21 protein-coding genes are annotated in these 20,111 nt (G+C 67.6%); 15 read left to right on the top strand and 6 right to left on the bottom strand.

Features of this window, described 5'->3' with window-relative positions; translation table 11 throughout:
* Nucleotides 1–161: 161 nt before the first annotated feature.
* The 6 genes from lepA to recO all read left to right on the top strand — a co-directional run bounded on the left by lepA (nt 162) and on the right by recO (nt 5,583).
* Nucleotides 162–1,952 (top strand): translation elongation factor 4, encoded by a 1,791-nt coding sequence (lepA, locus tag ABE546_RS07100; RefSeq protein ID WP_313211392.1) that lies wholly within the window; start codon nt 162–164, stop codon nt 1,950–1,952.
* A 100-nt stretch (nt 1,953–2,052) separates the two neighbouring features.
* Nucleotides 2,053–2,847: a signal peptidase I gene (lepB, locus tag ABE546_RS07095; protein WP_313211356.1), complete on the top strand. Its 795-nt coding sequence runs from the start codon at nt 2,053–2,055 to the stop codon at nt 2,845–2,847.
* A 32-nt stretch (nt 2,848–2,879) separates the two neighbouring features.
* Nucleotides 2,880–3,263 carry a DUF4845 domain-containing protein gene (locus ABE546_RS07090; RefSeq protein ID WP_088434521.1) on the top strand — a complete coding sequence of 128 codons (384 nt, stop codon included), beginning with the start codon at nt 2,880–2,882 and terminating at the stop codon, nt 3,261–3,263.
* Complete coding sequence (gene rnc, locus ABE546_RS07085) at nt 3,253–3,933, top strand: ribonuclease III (protein WP_313211357.1); 681 nt, start codon at nt 3,253–3,255, stop codon at nt 3,931–3,933. The genes ABE546_RS07090 and rnc overlap by 11 nt, the downstream gene beginning before the upstream one ends.
* A complete protein-coding gene (gene era, locus ABE546_RS07080; RefSeq protein WP_121038751.1) occupies nt 3,930–4,826 on the top strand; it encodes a GTPase Era in 897 nt (298 codons plus the stop codon). The genes rnc and era overlap by 4 nt, the downstream gene beginning before the upstream one ends.
* 31 nt (nt 4,827–4,857) lie before the next feature.
* Nucleotides 4,858–5,583 (top strand): DNA repair protein RecO, encoded by a 726-nt coding sequence (gene recO, locus ABE546_RS07075; protein WP_346463033.1) that lies wholly within the window; start codon nt 4,858–4,860, stop codon nt 5,581–5,583.
* A gap of 70 nt (nt 5,584–5,653) precedes the next feature.
* Here the strand turns inward: recO and ABE546_RS07070 are convergent, their stop codons facing one another.
* On the bottom strand, nt 5,654–6,388 hold the full coding sequence (locus ABE546_RS07070; RefSeq protein WP_313219076.1) for a response regulator: 735 nt from the start codon (nt 6,386–6,388) through the stop codon (nt 5,654–5,656).
* Nucleotides 6,389–6,525: 137 nt separating this feature from the next.
* Between ABE546_RS07070 and rlmD the strand changes: the two genes are divergently transcribed.
* A complete protein-coding gene (rlmD, locus tag ABE546_RS07065; RefSeq protein ID WP_346463032.1) occupies nt 6,526–7,860 on the top strand; it encodes a 23S rRNA (uracil(1939)-C(5))-methyltransferase RlmD in 1,335 nt (444 codons plus the stop codon).
* A gap of 12 nt (nt 7,861–7,872) precedes the next feature.
* Here the strand turns inward: rlmD and ABE546_RS07060 are convergent, their stop codons facing one another.
* Nucleotides 7,873–8,484, bottom strand: a complete 612-nt coding sequence (locus ABE546_RS07060) for a hypothetical protein (RefSeq protein WP_346463031.1) — start codon at nt 8,482–8,484, stop codon at nt 7,873–7,875.
* Between the two features lie 78 nt (nt 8,485–8,562).
* On the opposite strand from ABE546_RS07060, the gene ABE546_RS07055 reads away from it, so the two are divergent.
* From ABE546_RS07055 to ABE546_RS07020, 8 genes are all read left to right on the top strand, one after another.
* Entirely contained in the window at nt 8,563–9,066 is a 504-nt protein-coding gene (locus tag ABE546_RS07055; RefSeq protein ID WP_313211362.1) for a CYTH domain-containing protein, read from the top strand.
* Between the two features lie 45 nt (nt 9,067–9,111).
* Nucleotides 9,112–9,804 (top strand): DsbA family oxidoreductase, encoded by a 693-nt coding sequence (locus ABE546_RS07050; RefSeq protein WP_346463030.1) that lies wholly within the window; start codon nt 9,112–9,114, stop codon nt 9,802–9,804.
* Nucleotides 9,805–9,871: 67 nt separating this feature from the next.
* Nucleotides 9,872–10,879, top strand: coding sequence for a beta-N-acetylhexosaminidase (nagZ, locus tag ABE546_RS07045; RefSeq protein ID WP_346463029.1), 1,008 nt, complete (start codon nt 9,872–9,874; stop codon nt 10,877–10,879).
* The gene (locus tag ABE546_RS07040; protein ID WP_019183441.1) at nt 10,879–11,433 is read left to right on the top strand and encodes a hypoxanthine-guanine phosphoribosyltransferase; all 555 of its coding nucleotides are present in this window, start codon (nt 10,879–10,881) and stop codon (nt 11,431–11,433) included. Before nagZ ends, ABE546_RS07040 begins: the two co-directional genes overlap by 1 nt.
* On the top strand, nt 11,433–12,179 hold the full coding sequence (locus ABE546_RS07035) for an S-methyl-5'-thioinosine phosphorylase (RefSeq protein WP_313211365.1): 747 nt from the start codon (nt 11,433–11,435) through the stop codon (nt 12,177–12,179). The genes ABE546_RS07040 and ABE546_RS07035 overlap by 1 nt, the downstream gene beginning before the upstream one ends.
* An 88-nt stretch (nt 12,180–12,267) precedes the next feature.
* Entirely contained in the window at nt 12,268–12,474 is a 207-nt protein-coding gene (locus tag ABE546_RS07030) for a cold-shock protein (RefSeq protein ID WP_019183439.1), read from the top strand.
* A 64-nt stretch (nt 12,475–12,538) separates the two neighbouring features.
* Nucleotides 12,539–13,786: an NAD(P)/FAD-dependent oxidoreductase gene (locus ABE546_RS07025; RefSeq protein ID WP_346463028.1), complete on the top strand. Its 1,248-nt coding sequence runs from the start codon at nt 12,539–12,541 to the stop codon at nt 13,784–13,786.
* A gap of 252 nt (nt 13,787–14,038) precedes the next feature.
* Entirely contained in the window at nt 14,039–14,308 is a 270-nt protein-coding gene (locus ABE546_RS07020) for a hypothetical protein (RefSeq protein ID WP_121038721.1), read from the top strand.
* Nucleotides 14,309–14,353: 45 nt separating this feature from the next.
* Here the strand turns inward: ABE546_RS07020 and pdeM are convergent, their stop codons facing one another.
* From pdeM to ABE546_RS07000, 4 genes are read right to left on the bottom strand one after another with little or no spacing between them, the layout of a single operon-like run.
* Nucleotides 14,354–14,998 (bottom strand): ligase-associated DNA damage response endonuclease PdeM, encoded by a 645-nt coding sequence (pdeM, locus tag ABE546_RS07015; RefSeq protein WP_313211367.1) that lies wholly within the window; start codon nt 14,996–14,998, stop codon nt 14,354–14,356.
* Nucleotides 14,988–17,435, bottom strand: coding sequence for a ligase-associated DNA damage response DEXH box helicase (locus ABE546_RS07010; protein ID WP_346463027.1), 2,448 nt, complete (start codon nt 17,433–17,435; stop codon nt 14,988–14,990). Before ABE546_RS07010 ends, pdeM begins: the two co-directional genes overlap by 11 nt.
* A 14-nt stretch (nt 17,436–17,449) precedes the next feature.
* Nucleotides 17,450–19,054, bottom strand: coding sequence for an ATP-dependent DNA ligase (locus ABE546_RS07005; RefSeq protein WP_313211368.1), 1,605 nt, complete (start codon nt 19,052–19,054; stop codon nt 17,450–17,452).
* Entirely contained in the window at nt 19,051–20,058 is a 1,008-nt protein-coding gene (locus ABE546_RS07000) for a ligase-associated DNA damage response exonuclease (RefSeq protein WP_313211369.1), read from the bottom strand. Before ABE546_RS07000 ends, ABE546_RS07005 begins: the two co-directional genes overlap by 4 nt.
* Nucleotides 20,059–20,111 lie beyond the last annotated feature (53 nt).

Below are 20,111 nucleotides of genomic sequence, written 5' to 3'. Positions count from 1 at the left end.
CCCGCCTACGTTTCCGGGCCCGCTTCGGCGGGCCCGGTCGTTTCTGGCGGGCCGATCACGCCAATCGCGGGCGGCCGCACGCGGGACCGGGCCGGCCATGCGATAATCCGCAGTCATCCTGACGACGCGACGCGCCGCCGCCACCTATGTCTTCTGATTCGATGCGGTTCATCCGCAACTTCTCCATCATCGCCCACGTCGACCACGGCAAGTCCACGCTGGCCGATCGCATCATCCAGCTTTGCGGCGGCCTCCAGGCCCGTGAGATGGAGGCGCAGGTGCTCGACTCGAACCCGATCGAGCGCGAGCGTGGCATCACCATCAAGGCCCAGTCGGTCTCGCTGCCGTATGTCGCCAAAGACGGCCACACCTACCACCTGAACTTCATCGACACCCCCGGGCATGTCGACTTCTCCTATGAAGTCAGCCGCTCGCTGGCCGCCTGCGAAGGCGCGCTGCTGGTGGTCGATGCGGCCCAGGGCGTGGAAGCACAGTCCGTTGCCAACTGCTACACGGCGGTCGAGCAGGGCCTGGAAGTGGTGCCGGTGATCAACAAGATCGACCTGCCCACCGCCGACATCGACCGTGCCAAGGCCGAGATCGAGGCCGTGATCGGCATCGACGCCACCGACGCGGTGGCCGTCAGTGCCAAGACCGGCCTGAACGTGGGCGACGTGCTGGAAGCGATCGTGCATCGCATCCCGCCGCCGGTGCCGCGCGATACCGACAAGCTGCAGGCGCTGATCATCGACTCGTGGTTCGATAATTACCTCGGCGTGGTCTCGCTGGTGCGCGTGATGCAGGGCCAGATAAAGGCCGGCGACAAGCTGCAGGTGATGTCCACCGGCCGCAACCACCAGGTCGACAACGTCGGCGTGTTCACCCCCAAGCGCAAGGTGCTGCCGGCACTGAACGCCGGTGAGGTGGGCTGGGTGACGGCCAGCATCAAGGACGTGCACGGCGCGCCGGTCGGCGACACCCTGACCCTGGCCGCCGACCCGGCCGCCACGCCGCTGCCGGGCTTCCAGGAAATGCAGCCGCGCGTGTTCGCCGGCCTGTTCCCGGTCGATGCCGAGGATTACCCGGACCTGCGCGAAGCGCTGGACAAGCTGCGCCTGAACGATGCCGCGCTGCGCTTCGAGCCGGAAAGCTCCGAGGCGATGGGCTTCGGCTTCCGCTGCGGGTTCCTGGGCATGCTGCACATGGAAATCGTGCAGGAGCGCCTGGAGCGCGAGTACAACCTGGACCTGATCAGCACCGCGCCGACCGTGGTCTATGAAGTGCTCAAGACCGACGGCAGCATCATCAACATGGACAACCCGGCCAAGCTGCCGCCGGTGAACATGGTCGATGAGATCCGCGAGCCGATCATCCGCGCCAACGTACTCACCCCCGAGGAGTACATCGGCAACATCATCAAGCTGTGCGAAGAAAAGCGCGGCAGCCAGATCGGCATCAACTACCTGGGCAGCCAGGTGCAGATCAGCTACGAGCTGCCGATGGCCGAGGTAGTGCTGGATTTCTTCGACAAGCTCAAGTCGGTCAGCCGTGGCTATGCCTCGCTGGACTATCACTTCGTGCGCTTCGATGCCGGTCCGTTCGTCCGCGTGGACGTGCTGATCAATGGCGACAAGGTCGATGCGCTGTCGCTGATTGTGCACCGCAGCCATGCCGACCGCCGGGGCCGCGAGCTGTGCGAGAAGATGAAGGAACTGATCCCGCGCCAGCAGTTCGACGTGGCCATCCAGGCCGCCGTCGGCTCGCAGATCATCTCGCGCACCACGGTCAAGGCGATGCGCAAGAACGTGCTGGCCAAGTGCTATGGTGGCGACGTTTCGCGCAAGAAGAAGCTGCTCGAGAAACAGAAGGAAGGCAAGAAGCGCATGAAGCAGGTCGGCCGCGTGGAAATCCCGCAGGAAGCCTTCCTGGCCGTGCTGCAGATGGACAAGTAAGGCCGGATGGCTTTCCCGGCAGCGGCAGGCGGCACCGGATCGGTGTCGCCGGACGCGCAGGGGCACACCACACCGCTGCAATCGTTCCCAAGGACACTGCATGAAATTGTTTGAGCTCCTCCTGGTCGTACTGACGTTGGCCTCGGGCCTGATCCTGCTGGCCGAAAAGCTGTACTTCGCCAAGCGCCGCGCCCAGCGCGCCGGCCTGCTGGACACCGAGCCGGTGATGGTCGACTACGCGCGGGCGTTCTTCCCGGTGCTGGCGATCGTGCTGGTGGTGCGCAGCTTCATCGCCGAGCCGTACAAGATCCCGTCCAGTTCGATGATGCCCAACCTGCTGATCGGCGATTTCATCCTGGTCAACAAGTTCTCCTACGGCCTGCGCCTGCCGCTGAACAACGCCAAGGTGATCCCGTTCGGCGAGCCCAAGCGTGGCGACGTGGTGGTGTTCCATTTCCCGGGCCACTCGGACAACGATCCGGCCAAGGGTGAGAACTTCATCAAGCGCGTGATCGGCGTGCCGGGCGACCAGATCGAGTTCCAGGGCAACGGCCTGATCCTCAACGGCGAGCCGGTCAAATACGACAACAAGGGTCTGTACGCAGGCCACAACGGTCAGGGCGAGGGCAGCTCGTTGCTGGTCGAGCACCTGCCGGGCCGCACGCATACCGTGCTGGAGACCGATTACGCGCGAGGCGAAGGGCAGTGGACCGTCCCGGCCGGCAAGTACCTGGTCATGGGCGACAATCGCGACAACAGTGACGACGGCCGTTTCTGGGGCCTGCTGCCGGAGGAGAATCTCCGGGGCAAGGCGTTCCTGATCTGGCTGAACTGCTCGGGCTGGTTCTGCAAGGACGGCTTCGAACCGTCGCGGATCGGCACGGCCATCCATTGATTCATGGCACACGCGTATCTGGGGAGAACGCAATGAAGAACATGACATCGCAGCGCGGCATCACCTTGACCTCGTTCCTGGTGGTGCTGATCGTGGTCGCCTTCTTCCTGTACATCGGGATGAAGCTGTTCCCGATGTACCAGGAGTACTACGCCGTGCGGTCGGCGATGAAGAGCCTGGCCAAGGAGCCGGGCGTGGGCAACATGGAGCCGCGCCGCATCCAGGAGATGTTCTTCAAGCGCCTGTACATCAATTACTCCGAAAACGTGAAACCCGCCGACGTGAAGTTCGATCGCATCGATGGCGGCTGGAACATGAAGGTCTACTACGAAGTGCGCCGTGAAATGATCGGTAATCTGGACGTGGTGGGCAAATTTGATTCAAACCAGGAATTGACCCGTAGCGGTGCCGACTAAGACCTTCCAACGCGGTGACCTGATCGGTCACGCCTTCAACGATCCGGGCCTGCTCCAGCAGGCGCTGACGCATCGCAGCGCCGGCACGCCCAACAATGAGCGGCTGGAATTCCTCGGCGACAGCATCGTCAACATGATGGTGGCCCAGGCGCTCTACGAACGCTGGCCCAAGGCCGACGAGGGCGCGCTGACCCGTGCCCGCGCCGAGCTGGTGCGCGAAGGCGCACTGGCGGTGATCGCGCGCGAGCTGCAGCTCGGTGAGCGCCTGATCCTGGGGCCCGGCGAGATGAAGACCGGCGGCCACCGCCGTGACTCCATCCTGGCCGATGCGCTGGAAGCGGTGGTCGCGGCGATCTACCTCGATGCCGGCTTCGCCGCCTGCCAGGCGGTGGTGCTGCCCTGGTTCAGCGCCTCGATGCAGGCCCTGCCGGCCACCGGCAAGCCCGAGAAAGACCCCAAGACACGGCTGCAGGAATGGCTGCAGGCCCGACAGAAGGCGCTGCCGCTGTACGAGCTGGTGTCAGAATCGGGTGACGATCACGCCAAGACCTTCCGGGTACGCTGCGGCGTAACCGACCCCGCTGTCAGCACCGAAGGCGAAGGTGCCTCGCGACGGCTGGCCGAACAACAAGCGGCTGCCGCCGCCCTTGAGCAATTGGATTCCAAGTGAACGAAGCAACCCCCCATCGTTCCGGCAGCGTGGCCGTCATCGGTCGCCCCAACGTCGGCAAATCCACCCTGACCAACGCCCTGGTGGGCGCCAAGGTCAGCATCGTCTCCAACCGCCCGCAGACCACGCGGCACCGGTTGCTCGGCATTGCCAGCTACCCGGAAGGCCAGATCGTGCTGGTCGATACCCCCGGCCTGCACCGTGCGCAGAAGCGCGCCATGAACCGGGTGATGAACCGCGCCGCGCGCGGCTCGCTCGAGGGCGTGGACGCGGGCATGCTGGTGATCGAGGCCGGCCGCTGGGATGACGAAGACACCCTGGCCTTCAATGTGCTCAGCGACTCGGGCATCCCGGTGGTGCTGGTGGTCAACAAGATCGATCGCCTGAAGGACAAGGGCGCGCTGCTGCCGTTCCTGCAGCAGGTCACCGAAGGCCGCACCTTTGCGGCGGTGCACCCGATCTCGGCGCAGAAGCGCAACGGCCTGGAGTCGCTGGTCCGCGACCTGATGAAGCTGTTGCCGGAAGCCCCGCCGATGTTCGGCGAAGACGAGATCACCGACCGCAGCCAGCGCTTCCTCGCCGGTGAACTGGTCCGCGAGCAGCTGATGCGCCAGCTGGGCGAGGAACTGCCGTACGCGACCACGGTCGAGATCGAGCGCTTTGTCGAAGACGGCAACCTGCTGCGCATCGGCGCGGTGATCTGGGTCGAACGCGAAGGCCAGAAGGCGATCGTGATCGGCAAGGCCGGCACCCGCCTGAAGGAAATCGGCGCCAAGTCGCGCCTGCAGATGGAGCGCCTGTTCGGCGCCAAGGTCTTCCTGGAGACCTGGGTGCGCGTGCGCGAGGGCTGGTCCGACGACGAAGCCGCGCTCAAGGCGTTCGGCTACGAATAAGCCGGCCACTCCGGCCCCGGGCGGTTGAGTCATGCGCATCGACGATGAACCGGCCTTCGTACTGCACGCCCGGGCCTGGCGGGAAACCAGTCTGCTGGTCGAGGTGCTGACCGAGCAGTACGGCCGCATCGGGGTGCTGGCGCGGGGCGTGTCCAGCCCGCGCAGCCAGGCGTTGCGCGCGGCCCTGCAGCCGCTGCAGTGGATCCGCCTGACGGCCGTGCAGCGGGGCGAACTGGCCCAGCTCCGCGGTGCCGAGGCCTTGGACGCCGCGCCCCGGCTCACCGGTGAGGCGATGCTGGCCGGCTTCTATATCAACGAACTGATGATGCGGCTGGCGCCCCGCCAGGATCCGCTGCCCGAGCTGTACGATCATTACGCGCAGGTGCGTGCGCGGCTGCGTGACGGGGAGCCCCTGGCCTGGACGCTGCGTCGTTTCGAGCGCGACCTGCTGGAGGCCCTGGGCTTCGGTTTCGATCTGCTGCATGGCAGTGATGAGGAGCCGGTCGACCCGGCGGCGCGCTATGAGCTGGATCCGCAGGAGGGGCCGCGCCGCCTGCTCAGCGACCGTGGCGTGGATCAACGCCGGGGTACGGCCACCGGCAGCGCGCTGCTGGCGCTGGCCGCCGATGACATGCCGGGGCCCGAAGATCTGGGCAGCCTGCGCCGGCCGATGCGCGCAGTGCTGATGCACCATCTGGGCGGGCGGGGGCTCAAATCCTGGGAAATGCTGGAGGACCTGACCCGGCGGCGCACGTAAGCGCTGCTGGGCCGCGGGATCCTTGCGGGGTAACTCATGCGGCGCCGGTGCCCCGGCTGCCGCCCCGCGCTCACTGCAGCAGGGCGTCCACTGCCACGCGGAAGCGGTTCTGCGCACCGGTCGACTCCGGCGCCTGGTGCAGCTGCCGGACTGCCCGCGCCAGGCGGGCGGCGCCGACGAACCCGCAGCTGGCCTGCAACCGGTGCAGCTGCCCACGCAGGGCCCGTACATCGTCCTCGCGCAGGGCCTGGGCCACTGCATCGCGCACGCCGGGCAACTCGGCCAGGAACAGTTCGCGCAGCGCGATGAGGTGGTGGCGCTGCCCATTCAGCGCGGCCAGGGCGGTGGTTTCGTCCCAATCCTGACGCAGGCCGTCAGCGTCGTCCGCCTCCGGGCCGAGCGGCGCCGACAGGCTGCCCGCGGTATGCACCAGGGCGCGGCGGACGGCTTTGAGCAGGTGCTCGCGGCTCAGCGGCTTGACCAGGGTCTCGCTGAAACCGGCATCGCGCAGGCGCGAGTGGATCGAGGTGTCGCCGTCGGCGGTATGCGCCAGCGCCGGGGTATCCGGACGCGAGCGGCGCAGTTCCTGCAGCAGTTGGGTGCCATTGCCGTCGGGCAGGTTCACATCGATCAGCCACAGATCGTGTTGGCTGCCGCGGGCGCGGTCCATGGCCGTGGCCAGTGAATCGGCGGTATCGACCTGGGCCGGCAGGGTTTCCAGCGCGGCCTTGAAGAAGCCGCGGCTGATGGTGTCGTCCTCGACGAGCAGGAATCGGGGCATGGGATCCCTCGGGGTCATCTGCATTTGGGCTGCCTCCATGTCAGCTGCGCCCATCTTAAACGTGAAGTGGCCCGCCGCAAGCCTCCCGGCGGCATAGCGGCTCAGCTTGCAGTTGGTATCTGCGACAATACGCACCCTTTTTGCCCGCAGCCTGTTGCCACGTGGCCCGAACCCGCTCCCGCCTCGACCGAACCCCCTTCCAGACCGACATCCTCGACCTCAGCCATGACGGCCGTGGCGTTGCCCGCCGCGACGGCGAGGGTGGCAAGGTCACCTTCATCACCGGCGCGCTGCCGGGTGAGGTGGTGACCGCCGAGCCGACCGCGCGCAATCGTCATTTCGATGAAGCCCGGACCCTCGAGGTCGTACAGGCCTCGCCGCAGCGGGTGACCCCGCGCTGCCCGCATTTCGGCGTCTGCGCCGGCTGCGTGCTGCAGCATCTGGAGGAGTCGCAGCAGATCGTGGCCAAGCAGCGCGTGCTGATCGACAACCTGACCCGGATCGGCCACGTCACGCCGGGCACCGTGCTGCCGCCGCTGGTCGGCGACAGCTGGGGCTACCGCCGCAAGGGCCGCTTCTCGGTGCGCCGCGTGGAGAAGAAGGACAAGACCCTGGTCGGCTTCCGCGAGCTGGATCCGCGCTTCGTCGCGGACCTGAGCCAGTGCCTGACCGTCATCCCGGAAATCGGCATGAAGGTCGGCGTGCTGTCCGAGTTCATCGAGACGCTCGATGGCAAGCGCGATATCCCCCAGATCGAATTCATCGCCGGCGATGACGCGATCGTCCTGACCATCCGCCACATGCAACCGCTCAGCGACGCTGACCGCGCCGCATGGACCGCCTTCGGGCAGGAACATGGTTTTGCGATCTCGCTGCAGCCCGGCGGCGTGGAGTCGGTGCACCCACTGTGGCCGGCCGAGGTGCCGCTGTCGTTCAAGCTGGCACCGTGGGATGTCGAGCTGGCCTTCCGCCCGCTGGACTTCATCCAGGTCAACGCCAAGCTCAACGTGCAGATGATCGCCCACGCGCTGGCGCTGCTCGATGCGGGCGCGGACGAGCGCGTGCTGGATCTGTTCTGTGGGCTGGGCAACTTCACCCTGCCGCTGGCGCGCACCGTGCGCAACGTGGTCGGTGTGGAAGGCGATGCCGGCCTGGTGGCGCGTGCGAAAGAGAACGCCGTGCGCAACGGGCTGGGGAATGCCGAGTTCTACGCAGCGGACCTGACCCAGGACCAGCGCCAGACGCCGTGGATGCGCCAGGGCTTCGACAAGCTGCTGCTGGATCCGCCGCGCTCGGGCGCCATCGAAGTGCTGCAGCAGCTGCCGCTGAAGCAGTTCAAGCGGATCGTCTACGTGAGCTGCCATCCCGGCTCGCTGGCGCGCGACGCCGGCTACCTGGTCAATGAGCAGGGTTTCACCCTGGTCTCGGCCGGCGCGATGGACATGTTCCCGCACACCGCGCACGTGGAAAGCATCGCGGTGTTCGAAAAGCGCTGACGGCGTTCGCGCTTACCGGCCGTTCCCCGGTGCGGCGTTCTGCCACTGGCCCTGTGCGTCGAACACATAGGTCTGCGGGTAGGTCCCGCGCTCGGTGTCATCGCCCGCGGTGATATCGCAGCGGATGTCCGGCGACTGCGTGCTGTGCAGTTCGCAGTCGTCGACCGCAAGAATCTGCACGCGCTGCTGGTAGGCGCGCAGTTCGTCGCGGGCGGCGGTATCGGTGATGGATGCGGCACGATGACCGAGCTGTTCGATGAGCAGTTCGCGGACACGCTCGCGCGGGGGAACCGGCGCATCGACATCGGCCCGCTGCATCGCCCAGCCCATGCCCTGCGGAACGAAGCGCAGCATCCGGTAGCGGTTCTTGAGCCCGATCTCCATGCCGACCAGGCACTCGTAGGCACCGGTGACCGTCGTGCTGGCAAAGCACGGGCCATGCTCGAACCCGCGCGGGGTGAACATCGATTGCAGCAGCAGATCCTGCGCGGAGGCCGCCGGCGTCTTCTCCGCCTCGATCATGGCCATGATCGCCGCCTCGATCTGCGCAGGCGTGGGCGGCGTCGCGGCGAACCCGGGCAGTGGCAGCAGGGTCAACAACAGCGTGGGGAAGAGCGGCTTCATCGGGCGTCCTTGCAGGGCAGCCGGCCAGTATAGGAGCAGGCCGTGGCCGCATGATCGTGATCGCCGCATACTGTGCGCATGGGCATTGAAATCGAACGCAAATACCTCGTCACCAGTGAGGGCTGGCGCACTGCCGCGCACGCGGTGATCCCGATGGCGCAGGGCTATCTCAACGACACCGCCTCATTGGACAGCGGCGCACAGAAAGCCTCGGTGCGCGTGCGCATCCAGGGCGAGCAGGCCTTCCTCAACATGAAATCGCGCGAGATCGGGCATACCCGGCAGGAGTTCGATTACCCGATCCCGGTGGACGATGCGCGCGCGCTGCTGGCGCTGTGTGTCGGCGGGTTGATCGACAAGCGTCGGCATCTGGTCGAGCACGAGGGGCTGCTGTGGGAAGTGGACGAGTTCCTGGGCGAAAACGCCGGGCTGGTGGTGGCCGAAGTCGAGCTCGAGCACGCCGATCAGGCCATCACGCTGCCCGACTGGGCCGGCGCTGAGGTCACCGACGAGGTCCGTTATTACAATCTGGCGCTGGCTGCCCATCCGTTTTCACGCTGGTCCAGTGCTGAACGCGGCTGACCGCCAGACCTTGTAAACGCCGCGCAGCACCCACAATCTGGCGAGATGAAAATCGATATCTGGTCGGATGTGGTGTGTCCCTGGTGTTGGATCGGCAAGCACCGGTTCCAGCAGGGCCTGGCGCTGTTGGGGGATGACGCCACCGAGGTGGAGGTGCACTGGCACCCCTTCCTGCTGGATCCCGACGCGGGCACCACCCCGGTACCGCTGCGCGAGGCCTATGCGGCCAAGTTCGGCAGTGCCGAGCGCACCGAGCAGATCCTGACCCAGACCCAGACCGCTGCGCGCGCTGAAGGCCTGCCGATGGATTTCGACCAGGGCCAGGTCCGGGTCACCACGCTGCCAGCGCACCGCCTGATGTGGCTGGCCGGGCGTGAAGGCGTCCAGGCCGCGGTCGGCGAGGCCCTGTTCCGCGCGCATTTTGCAGAGGGCCGCAACCTGGCCGAGCCGCAGACCCTGATCGATGCCGGCGCCGCCGGTGGCCTCAGCGCCGATCGGATCACCACACTGCTGGCCGGTGAGGAAGGGCTGGCGGAGATCCAGGCACAACTGGCGCAGGCGCAGCGGTTTGGCATTCAGTCGGTGCCCACCTTCGTGATCGACGATACGTACGCCATCCAGGGGGCCCAGCCGCCGGAGGCCTTCGCCCAGGCGCTGCGCCAGATCGCGGCGGAAACCCCGCCGGCAGGGGCTGCCGGGCAGGGCGCTGGCTGCGCCCCGGACGGCTGCGAGGTCTGACGCTGCGCGCGGGTTCTGCGACAATGCGGCAGTGCGCCATGGTGGCGCCCCGTATTGGAGACACCCCATGCTCGTGATCGGCGTTGCCGGGACCGAACTCACCGCCCAGGAACGCGAGTGGCTGCAGCACGACGCCGTGGCCGGCGTGATCCTGTTCAAGCGCAATTTCGCCTCGCGCGAGCAGGTGGCCGAGCTGTCGGCGGCCATCCGCGCCGCCGCGCCGCGCCCGCAGCTGATCTGCGTGGACCAGGAAGGCGGGCGCGTGCAGCGCTTCCGTGACGGTTACAGCGCGCTGCCGCCGCTGCAGGGCTTCGATGCCCTGTATGCCACCGATCCCGAGGCTGCGCTGGCATTGGCCGAACAGCATGCCTGGCTGATGGCCAGTGAAGTGCGCGCCAGCGGCGTGGACCTCAGCTTCGCCCCGGTGGTCGATCTGGGCCGTGGCAACCTGGCCATCGGCGATCGCGCGTTCAGCGCGGACCCGCAGGTGGTGGCTGCGTTCACCGCTGCCTATGTGCGCGGCATGCACAGCGTCGGCATGGCTGCCACGCTCAAGCATTTCCCCGGGCACGGCACCGTGCTGGAAGACACCCATTTCCACGATGCCAGCGACCCGCGTTCGCTCGATGAACTACGCGCGCTGGACCTGATCCCGTTCGCGGCCGGCATCACTGCCGGCGCCGATGCGGTGATGATGGCCCACGTGGTCTACCCACAGGTCGCGCCGGAGCCGGCCGGCTACTCGCCACGCTGGATCCAGCAGATCCTGCGCGAGGAGATGGGCTTCCGTGGTGTGGTCTTCTCCGATGACATCGGCATGGCCGCCTCGTTCTCGGCCGGTGGCGTCAAGGCGCGCGTGGATGCGCACCTGGAGGCCGGCTGCGACGTGGTGCTGGTCTGCCACCCCGAACTGGTGGAAGAATCACTGCGCGCGGTCGAAGGCCGCGCCCTCAACACCGCTGCGCTGCTCGGCCTGATCGGTCGCGGCGCGTTGGGCTGGGACGGCCTGCTGGCCGATTCCCGCCACGGCACCACCCAATCCCGTTTGCTTGACACCCTTGGAAGAACCGTCTGATGCCCAACCTCACCATTTCCCAGGCCCTGGCCCAGGCCGACCTGCTGGTCGACCGTCCCACCATCGACAAGGCCATCGCTGGCATCGCCGACGCCATCGCGCGCGATTACAAGGGCGAGGTCCCGCTGTTCCTGTCGATCATGCACGGCGCGCTGCCGTTCGCCGGCCAGCTTGCGCTGGAGCTGGGCGCACGCGGCCAGGACGTGCAGTTCGATTACCTGCACGCCACCCGCTACCGCGGTGAAACCACCGGCGGCGATCTGGTCTGGAAGCACAAGCCGGCCACCGCGCTGTTCGGCCGCCGCGTGCTGCTGGTCGATGACATCCTGGATGAGGGTTACACGCTGCAGGGCGTGCGCACCTGGTGCCTGGAGCAGGGTGCCACCGACGTGCGCATCGCCGCGCTGACGGTCAAGCTGCACGACCGCGCGCTGCCGGACGTCAAGGCCGACTACGCTGGCATCGACCTGCCGGACCGCTACGTGTTCGGGTTCGGCATGGACGTCAACGAGACGCTGCGCTGCGTGCCGGCCATCTACGCGATGAAGGAATGATGGAGCACATTTCTCTCGCCGTCATCGGCGGCACCGGCGTCTACAAGCTGGCCCAGCTCGATGACGTGAGCAGCCACCAGGTCGAGACACGGTACGGCACGCCGTCCGGTCCGATCCGCGTCGGCACGCTGCTGGGCCAGCGCGTGGCCTTCCTGGCGCGCCACGGTGAAGGCCACTCGCTGCCGCCGCACAAGATCAACTACCGCGCCAACCTCGCCGCGCTCCAGCAGATCGGCGCGCAGCGCGTGCTTGCGCTCAATACGGTTGGCGGGATCACCGAACCGTTCGGCCCGCGCGTGCTGGCCTGCCCGGACCAGCTGATCGATTACACCTGGGGCCGCATCTCCACCCTGTGCGAAGAGCCGGGTACCGAGGTGCTGCACGTGGACTTCGGGCACCCGTATACACCGATGCTGCGCAGCAAGGTGCTGGCCGCGGCGAAAGTGACCGGCGTGCGCCTGCAGGACGGTGGTTGCTACGGTGCCACCCAGGGCCCGCGCCTGGAAACCAATGCGGAAATCGCGCGCATGCGCCGCGATGGCTGCGATCTGGTCGGCATGACCGGGATGCCCGAAGCGAGCCTGGCCCGTGAGCTTGGCCTGGACTATGCGTGCCTGGCGATTGTGGCCAACTGGGCCGCCGGCTGTGGCGATGGCGATGAAATCACGATGGCCGAAGTACTGGCCAATGTGGACGCTGCCTCCTCCGGCCTGCCCGAATTGATCGGTGAATTGGCACGGGGGTGATTGTCATTCCGGTACAAGGTTTGCATACTCCGCCAGTGCGCTGGTTGAGCGTACACCACCCATTCATAGAAGAAGGTCTCGCATCACCATGCCGAACGGTACCGTCAAGTGGTTCAACGACGCCAAGGGATTTGGCTTTATCTCGCCGGAGGACGGCAGCGCCGACGTCTTCGCGCACTTCTCCGCGATCAACTCCAAGGGCTTCCGCAGTCTGCAGGAAGGCCAGAAGGTCACCTATGACGTGACCCAGGGCCCGAAGGGCGCCCAAGCCTCGAACATCGTGCCGGCTGAGTGATTTTTTCAGCTGCGCATTGAAAACCCCGCTTCGGCGGGGTTTTTTTTCATCAGTGAGTCCGCGCATGTCCCCTCGTCGCACCATCGCCATCGTCGGTTACGGCACCGCTGGCCAAGCAGCGTCGATCCTGCTTTCACGTGACCATCACGAGGTGCACGTATTCGAGCGTGCCCCCACCCCGGGTCCCGTCGGTGCGGGGTTCCTGCTCCAGCCCAGCGGTCTGGACGTGCTCTGGCAGATGGATCTGCTGCCCGCGGTGCTCCGCCACGGCGCTGCCGTGCGTCGCCTGTACGGCGAGACGCCGTGCGGACGCGCGGTGATGGACATGCGGTATGTCCATCTGGATGCCGCACTGTACGGCGTGGGCATGCAGCGCGGCGCGTTGTTCTCGCTGCTGGCAGCTGCGTGGGAACAGCCGGGCAACCTGCAGGCCGGTACTGCCATCGTCGAGGTCGACACCGCGCAGGGACGCGTGCGTGACACAGACGGGCGCTGGCACGGGCCGTACGATCTGGTGATTGCGGCCGATGGTGCCGCCTCCTCGCTGCGCGCGCAGGTGCAGGGCACCTCGCTGGACCGCGAATACCCGTGGGGCGCGCTGTGGTGCCTGCTGCCGCGCGGCGACTGGCCGCACGTGGATGAACTGCGGCAACGCTATGTGGCCGCGCGCAAGATGATCGGGCTGCTGCCGGTAGGGACCCGGCCGGGCAACGATGCGCCACAGCTGAGTTTCTTCTGGAGCCTGCCACGTGACCGCTTCGCACAGTGGGAGCGTGACGGCATGGCCCGCTGGCTCGATGAGATCGCCACGCTGTGGCCGCAGGCGCATGAGCGCCTCGCCGGCGTGACGGAACCGGGTCAACTGGCCCGCGCCGGGTACCGCGACGCCGTGCTCTCGCGCTGGCATCGCGGGCGGCTGGTGCTGGTCGGCGATGCGGCGCACGCGATGAGTCCACAGCTGGGGCAGGGCGTGAACATGGCGCTGATGGATGCGCTGGCGTTGCGCGACGCACTGCGTGCGCACGCCGATGCCGATGTCGCGCTGCGGGCCTACCAGGTGCAGCGGCGCGCCCACGTGGCGATCTACCAGTACTGGAGTCGATGGCTGACGCCCTTGTTCCAGTCCGAACGCGATGGACTGGCGCGCGCACGCGATGTGCTGTTCCAACCCATGGGCCGCGTGCCGGGTGGGCGCGGGCATATGCTCCGCGTGCTCAGCGGAACCCAACGTGGCTGGCTGGGCAGACTGCCGTTGTCGCCCGCGTTCGAGCAGGCGATGCATGCCGCGCGAGCGACGGATGGCATCAGCTGATAACCCTGTGTATCGGTGCACGCGCCGATGTGAAGGCGTGAATAACATTCATTGACGGTGGACTCACCGCTGGCATGGGACAACACTCTGGCAAACGCAGCGCTCGCGCGCTTATCCATGCGCGCCCTGCTGACACCGCTGATGCGCGTCCAATTCCTGATCGCGTGGAGGCCCGCGACGGCGGGGTGGTACGGTGATGCTGCGTTTGCGACCTACGGTCCGGTGGACCGATCGCAACCCAAGGAGATTGAAATGCTGTTCTCGGCCGAAACTCTGGAAAGTGAAATCCGCAAACTGCGCGGACTACTGCAGATGCTGCATGAGGATCAGCCGGACGTGATGGAAGACGTGTTCGAGTTCCATGTGACCAGCCTCATCACGCACGCCGCGCCGGAGCACCATCCGCGCATCCGTGCCGCCGCCCATGACATGCTGACCGCGATCCAGCGGCAACCCGTGCGGCCCAATCCGAATGCACCGGATATCCGGTTGATGCCCGACCTGTTGGCCTCGGCTGCCTGATCCAGGCAACGTAGCTGGGGTCACGTACGTCGCGCGCTGTCCGAATCAGCGCGCCGGCAACGCGATGGCCTGGTCTTCGACACAGGCCACCAGCTGCTCGCCGGCACCGAGCACCGGTGCGATGCCGGCGGTGAATCCGGAAAACGCCGGCAGGATCGTCATTCCCTCGCGCATCCAGAACGACGGCCACCGCCGCTGCATGCCGGGCAGGCGCGCCAGCGGGTGCAGATGGCCGCACAGCACATGCAGGCCCGGCTGACGCTGCGGTGCATGGCGCAGCAGGAAGGGCCCCTCCTGCACACGCTCGCCGAGCAGTTCGATGCCCAGGTCGGCCTTGGGCAACACCCGGTCGTGATTGCCTTCGAGCGCGCCGATCCACAGGTGGGAATGCTGCTCGCGCCATCCCTGCCATTGCCGGTACCACGCCGCGCGATGCGCCGCGCCATGCAGGACATCCCCGAGAATCCACAGATGGCGCACGTCGTGGTGCTGCACCATCGCGCCCAGCCGTTGCAGATCATCGGAGGTGCCGCCACTGGGCAGGCCGATGCCCGATCGCCGGAACAGGTCGGCTTTGCCCAGATGCAGATCGGCGATCAACAGTGCGTGCCGTGCCGGCCAATGCAGCGCACGCGCGCCAAGCAGATGGACGGTCTCGCCGGCGAGGGTGATCGGCAGTTCAGGCGCCATGGCGCTTCTCCAGTTGCTGTGCGGCGCGCAGGACGCGGGTCTTCCAGTCTTCGTTGCTGAGCTGGCCGCGCAGCCGCTCGGCCCAGAGTGGGAAGGACAGTGGGCCCAAGCTGGCGGGATGCTGCAGGCTCAGCGTGCGCGCCTGGCAGGTGGTGAGGGCGCGGGCCAGACTGTCGAGATCGAGTTGATCGTGCAGCACTTCGTGTTCGGCCAGCGTCAGCAGGATGTGATCCGGATCATGTTGGCGCAGGACGTCGTACAGCAATCCGCTGGAGGCCTGCAGCTGACGCAGGCTGCGCGGTGTCCGCCCCGGCAGCGCGGGTACCAGCATGCCGGACACGCGCGCGATGTCGCGGAACTGGCGTCGGGCAAGCTCGCCCAGATTGAGGCTCTCGCGCAGATCCGCAAGCAGTCCCTGCGGTTCCAGCAACGCGCGCACGCGCGCCGCATCGATCTCAATCGCACGCGCCGGGGCGAGCACGAAACCGTAATCGTTGGCCGCGTAACCGAACGTATTGCTCTGCAGGCGCGTCCAGCGCATCGCCATCAACGCGGCCAGCCCTTCATTGACCTGACGGCCGGCGAAGGGATACACGAACACGAACTGGCCTTCGCGCCGGCGGACATGCTCCACCAGCAGCAGCTCGGGCCCGGGCAGGGCCGACAGGCGCATCTGCAGCGCCAACAGCGGCGCCAACCACTGCATCTCCGGGCTCTCGGGCGGGTGGGCCAGCACGGTTTCCATTTCATGCCCGAGCGCGTCCGACAGCGGCAACCGACCGCCCTGCCAACGCGGTACCACCCCATCGCCGCCGCGCGCTACGCGCACGTAGGCGGTCAGGTTCTCCAGCCGCACCAGTTCCAGCAGGCGGCCGGCGAACTGGAAGCGATCGCCCGGGCGCAGCCGGCTGAGGAACTGTTCCTCCACCGCGCCGAGCCGGCCGCCGCGCAGGAACTGCACCATGACGCTGCCATCGCTGGTGATGGTGCCGATCGACAATCGATGCCGCAGCGCGACGCGGCGGTCATGCACGCGATAGAGGCCATCGTCATCGCGCACGACCTTGTGGAAGTCCGGGTACTGCGACAGCGCGCGCCCGCCCTGCACGATGAACTCCAGCACGCCCTCCCAGTGCGCGCGGTCCAGCCCGGCAAAGGCATGCGTGCGCCGTACCTGCTCGAACAGCGCATCGGGATCGAAGCCGCCACCGAGGGCGCAGCTCACGGCATGTTGCGCCAGCACGTCCAGGGACAGCCGCAGCGGCCGGCGTGCTTCGATGTGGCCATGGGCGAGCGCGCGCCTTGCCGCTGCGTACTCAATGAGCTCCAGCGCATGGGAGGGCACGCAGACGATGTGGCCCGATTCGCCGGGGCGGTGCCTGGCGCGCCCCGCACGCTGAAGCAACCGTGCGATGCCCTTGGGGCTGCCGATCTGCAGGACCTGGTCGACATTGGGGAAATCGACGCCGAGATCCAGGCTGGAGGTGGCGACCACGCAGCGCAGCCGGCCCTCGCGCAGGCCTTCCTCGGCCGCGCGGCGCAACGCCGGGTCGAGCGAGCCGTGGTGCAGCGCGAGCGTGGCCGGGTCTTCCGGCCACACCGCGGACAGCGCCTGGTGCCAGAGCTCGGCGTGGGCACGGGTGTTGGTGAACAGCAGGCTGGTACGCACTGTCAGCAGTTTTTCCAGCACGCGCTGCAACTGCGACAGACCCAGATGGCCCGCCCACGGGAAGCGCTCGCCCTGCGCGGGCAGCAGCGTTTCCACACTGACCGGGCGCGGCCGCGCACCAGCCACCAGCGGGGCATCGGGCACATCGGGCAACAGCACTTCGCGCGCTTCGTCCAGATTGCCCAGCGTCGCTGACAGCCCCCACACCTGCAGCGCGGGCAGGGCATCGCGCAGGCGGCGCAGATTCAACTGCAGCAGCACACCGCGCTTGTTGCCGAGCAGTTCGTGCCACTCATCCACCACCACGCAGCGCAGGTGCTGCAGGCGCGCCATCGTATCGGGATAGCTCAGCAGCAGCGCCAGTGATTCGGGCGTGGTCACCAGCACATCCAGCCGCCCTTCACGCGCCAGGCGCTTGTCGCGCGCGCTGGCATCGCCGGTACGCAGGCCCACCTGCCAGTCCAACCCGAGGGCATCCAGCGGCTCACGCAGTGCGCGCGCCGTGTCGGCGGCCAGTGCGCGCAGCGGGGTGATCCACAACACCTGCAGGACCGGTACGGGCGTCTTCGCGCGGCCGCGGGTGGTTCGGGGCGGTGGATCGTTGAGTGCCTGCAGCAGCGGCCCACCGAACATCGCCAGCGTCTTGCCGCTGCCGGTCGGTGTGTGCAGCAGGCCGGACCCGCCGGCCAGGTAATGCCGCCACATCGCTCTCTGGAAGGGCAACGGTGCCCAGCCCCGGCTGGCGAACCACGCCGTCAGGCGGGCCATGGCCTCGCGTCGCGTCACCGCGCCAGCGCCTGCAGCTGGGCCAGCGTGTCGGCCTCGCTGGCCGGCTTGTCATGCCGCCAGCGCAGGATGCGCGGGAAGCGTACGGCGATGCCGGACTTGTGACGCTTGCTGCGGTTCACCGCTTCGAAGCCGAGCTCGAACACCTGCTCGCCACGCACGCTGCGCACCGGCCCGAAGCGCTCGATCGTGTTCGCGCGGATCCAGCGGTCCAGCGCGAGGATTTCCTTGTCGTCCAGACCCGAGTAGGCCTTGGCCACCGGCACCAGCGTCTCGCCGTCCCACACCCCGAAGGTGTAATCGGTGTAGAGCGTGCTGCGCCGGCCGTGGCCGGACTGCGCGTAGATCATCACCGCATCGATGGTCAGCGGGGCGATCTTCCATTTCCACCAGTCGCCGCGTCGGCGCCCGGCCTGGTAGACGGAGTCGCCGCGTTTGAGCATCAGCCCTTCCACACCGCGCTCGCGGGCCAGATCGCGCTGCGCGGCCGCCGCGCTCCAATCGGCCACGCGGACGGCCGGCGACAGCATCAGGCGCGGGTCGGCCAGCGTGGCGAGCACCTCGGCCAGGCGCGCACGCCGTTGCGACAGCGGCAAGGCGCGCAGGTCGTCACCGTCCAGTTCGAGCAGATCGTAGGCGAGCACGCGCACCGGCGTATCGCGCAGCGTCTTGGGGCCAGGCTTGAGGCGCTGGATGCGCGTCTGCAGCGCGGTGAAGGGCAGCGGCAGATCATCGCCGTCGGCCCAGGCCAGCAGTTCGCCATCGATCACGCAGCCATCGGGCAGCGCCATCGCCGCCGCTTCGATCTCCGGGAAGCGCCCATCCAGCCGTTCTTCGCCGCGCGACCACAGCGCGACCTCGCCCTGGCGGCGCAGTACCTGCAGGCGGATGCCATCCCATTTCCATTCCAGCAGCCAGTCGTCGATCGGCCCGAGCGTGTCGACCTCCGCCTCCAGTGGTGAGGCCAGGAAGAACGGATAGGGCTGCTGGCGATCTTCCGGCCGCTCTTCCGGGGACAGCAGCGCCGCCAGCAGCCCGGGCGTGGGTACCCAGCTGCCGAGCATGCGCTGGGCGATGCGCGCGATATCCAGGCCCGACCATTCGGCCAGTGCCTGTTGCACCAGCCGCTGCGATACGCCCACGCGCAGCGCGCCGGTCAGCAGCTTGTTGAACACCAGCCGCTCGTCGAAGGCAAGCTGTTGCCACGCCTGCGTGATCGCGGCGTGGCGCACCGGTTCGGGTTGATTGGCGACCGGCAGCAGCTTCTGCTCGATCCAGTCGGCGAGCGCGATATCCGCTCCGGCCTGCACCGGGTCGTCCATCAGCAGGGTGAGGGTCTCGGCCAGATCGCCGACCTGGTCATAGCTGTCGTCCACCAGCCACGCCGGTGTGTCGGACATCTCGGCCACCCACGTGCGCAGTTCGGCGTTGCCGGCGATCTTCTGCCGCGCACTGGTGACCTTGCCGCCGGCCAGCAGGAACAGTGCCCATGCCGCGTCGTGCGGTGGCGCCTGCTGGAAGTAGCGCACCAGCGCAGCGCGCTTGTCGCCGGTAGCGGTGCTGCGGTCGAGTTCGCTGTAGAGCGCGGCGAAGCGTTTCATTCTTCGTCCCCGTAGCCGGTGGCGAACGCTTCGGCGGCGACACCGCGCTCGCGCAGGAACCGGATCAGCGCATCGGTATTGCCGTGGGTGGCGATGACGCGGCGGGCACCGGTCTCGGCGATGGTGCGCAGCAGGTCGGGCCAGTCAGCATGATCGGAGACGACGAAGCCACGGTCGTAGTTACGGCGGCGGCGGTTGCCGCGCACCCGCATCCAGCCGGAGGCAAAGCCCAGCTGCGCACGCTTGAAGCGGCGCATCCACGCGCTGCCCGCGGCCGAGGGCGGGGCAAGAATCAACTTGCCGGCGAACTCGGCACCGCGCGCCTGTTCGCTGACCGGCTCGGTCGCCAGCATCGGAATCCCGGCTTCGCGGTACACCGCCACGCCGGTGGCGATGGCGCCATGCAGCAGTGCAGGCTGGTCATCCAGTGGCAGCAGCTCGGCGAGGATCCGCTGCGCCTTGCCGAGCGCGTAGCACAGCAGCACGGCCGCCTCGCCGCGCGCTTCGCACTCGCGCCGCCAGGCCACGATGTCGGCGGCGACCTGCGAGGTGTCCGGCCAGCGGTAGACCGGCAGGCCGAAGGTCGCTTCGGTGATGAAGGTGTCGCAGGGCACCACCTCGAACGGGTCGCAGCTCGGATCGGGCTGGCGCTTGTAGTCGCCCGAGGCCACCCATACCCGGCCTGCATGGGCGATACGCACCTGGGCCGAGCCGAGCACATGCCCGGCCGAATGCAGCGAGACCTCGGTGTCGCCCAGGGCGAAGCGCTCGCCGTACGCGTGCGCGGTGCAGTCCACATCGCCCAGGCGCCAGCGCAGGATCGGCAGGGTCTGCGTGGTGCAGTGGTAATGGCCCATGCCGTTGCGCGCGTGATCGCCATGGCCGTGTGTGATCACCGCACGCGGCACCGGCCGCCACGGGTCGATGTGGAAATCACCGGCCGGGCAGTACAGCCCCTCGGGCCGGAGCACCACCAGATCGTCGTTGTCGGCATCGGTGTTCATGCCTGCACTGTGCCGCCGCGCTCGTGCAGGAGGTGAGAATCCGCATGAACGGC

The sequence above is a fragment of the Stenotrophomonas sp. TWI377 genome (genome assembly GCF_039674525.1).
Taxonomy (GTDB): Bacteria; Pseudomonadota; Gammaproteobacteria; order Xanthomonadales; family Xanthomonadaceae; genus Stenotrophomonas.
This window is presented reverse-complemented; position numbering and strand designations above follow the sequence as displayed.

Excerpts from the sequence above, each read along its gene's own strand:
- lepA (WP_313211392.1), top strand. The coding sequence starts at position 162 with ATGCGGTTCATCCGCAACTTCTCCATCATCGCCCACGTCGACCACGGC.
- lepB (WP_313211356.1), top strand. The coding sequence starts at position 2,053 with ATGAAATTGTTTGAGCTCCTCCTGGTCGTACTGACGTTGGCCTCGGGC.
- ABE546_RS07090 (WP_088434521.1), top strand. The coding sequence starts at position 2,880 with ATGAAGAACATGACATCGCAGCGCGGCATCACCTTGACCTCGTTCCTG.
- recO (WP_346463033.1), top strand. The coding sequence starts at position 4,858 with ATGCGCATCGACGATGAACCGGCCTTCGTACTGCACGCCCGGGCCTGG.
- ABE546_RS07070 (WP_313219076.1), bottom strand. The coding sequence starts at position 6,388 with ATGCAGATGACCCCGAGGGATCCCATGCCCCGATTCCTGCTCGTCGAG.
- ABE546_RS07060 (WP_346463031.1), bottom strand. The coding sequence starts at position 8,484 with ATGAAGCCGCTCTTCCCCACGCTGTTGTTGACCCTGCTGCCACTGCCC.
- ABE546_RS07055 (WP_313211362.1), top strand. The coding sequence starts at position 8,563 with ATGGGCATTGAAATCGAACGCAAATACCTCGTCACCAGTGAGGGCTGG.
- ABE546_RS07050 (WP_346463030.1), top strand. The coding sequence starts at position 9,112 with ATGAAAATCGATATCTGGTCGGATGTGGTGTGTCCCTGGTGTTGGATC.
- nagZ (WP_346463029.1), top strand. The coding sequence starts at position 9,872 with ATGCTCGTGATCGGCGTTGCCGGGACCGAACTCACCGCCCAGGAACGC.
- ABE546_RS07040 (WP_019183441.1), top strand. The coding sequence starts at position 10,879 with ATGCCCAACCTCACCATTTCCCAGGCCCTGGCCCAGGCCGACCTGCTG.
- ABE546_RS07035 (WP_313211365.1), top strand. The coding sequence starts at position 11,433 with ATGGAGCACATTTCTCTCGCCGTCATCGGCGGCACCGGCGTCTACAAG.
- ABE546_RS07030 (WP_019183439.1), top strand. The coding sequence starts at position 12,268 with ATGCCGAACGGTACCGTCAAGTGGTTCAACGACGCCAAGGGATTTGGC.
- ABE546_RS07025 (WP_346463028.1), top strand. The coding sequence starts at position 12,539 with ATGTCCCCTCGTCGCACCATCGCCATCGTCGGTTACGGCACCGCTGGC.
- ABE546_RS07020 (WP_121038721.1), top strand. The coding sequence starts at position 14,039 with ATGCTGTTCTCGGCCGAAACTCTGGAAAGTGAAATCCGCAAACTGCGC.
- pdeM (WP_313211367.1), bottom strand. The coding sequence starts at position 14,998 with ATGGCGCCTGAACTGCCGATCACCCTCGCCGGCGAGACCGTCCATCTG.
- ABE546_RS07010 (WP_346463027.1), bottom strand. The coding sequence starts at position 17,435 with ATGGCCCGCCTGACGGCGTGGTTCGCCAGCCGGGGCTGGGCACCGTTG.
- ABE546_RS07005 (WP_313211368.1), bottom strand. The coding sequence starts at position 19,054 with ATGAAACGCTTCGCCGCGCTCTACAGCGAACTCGACCGCAGCACCGCT.
- ABE546_RS07000 (WP_313211369.1), bottom strand. The coding sequence starts at position 20,058 with ATGAACACCGATGCCGACAACGACGATCTGGTGGTGCTCCGGCCCGAG.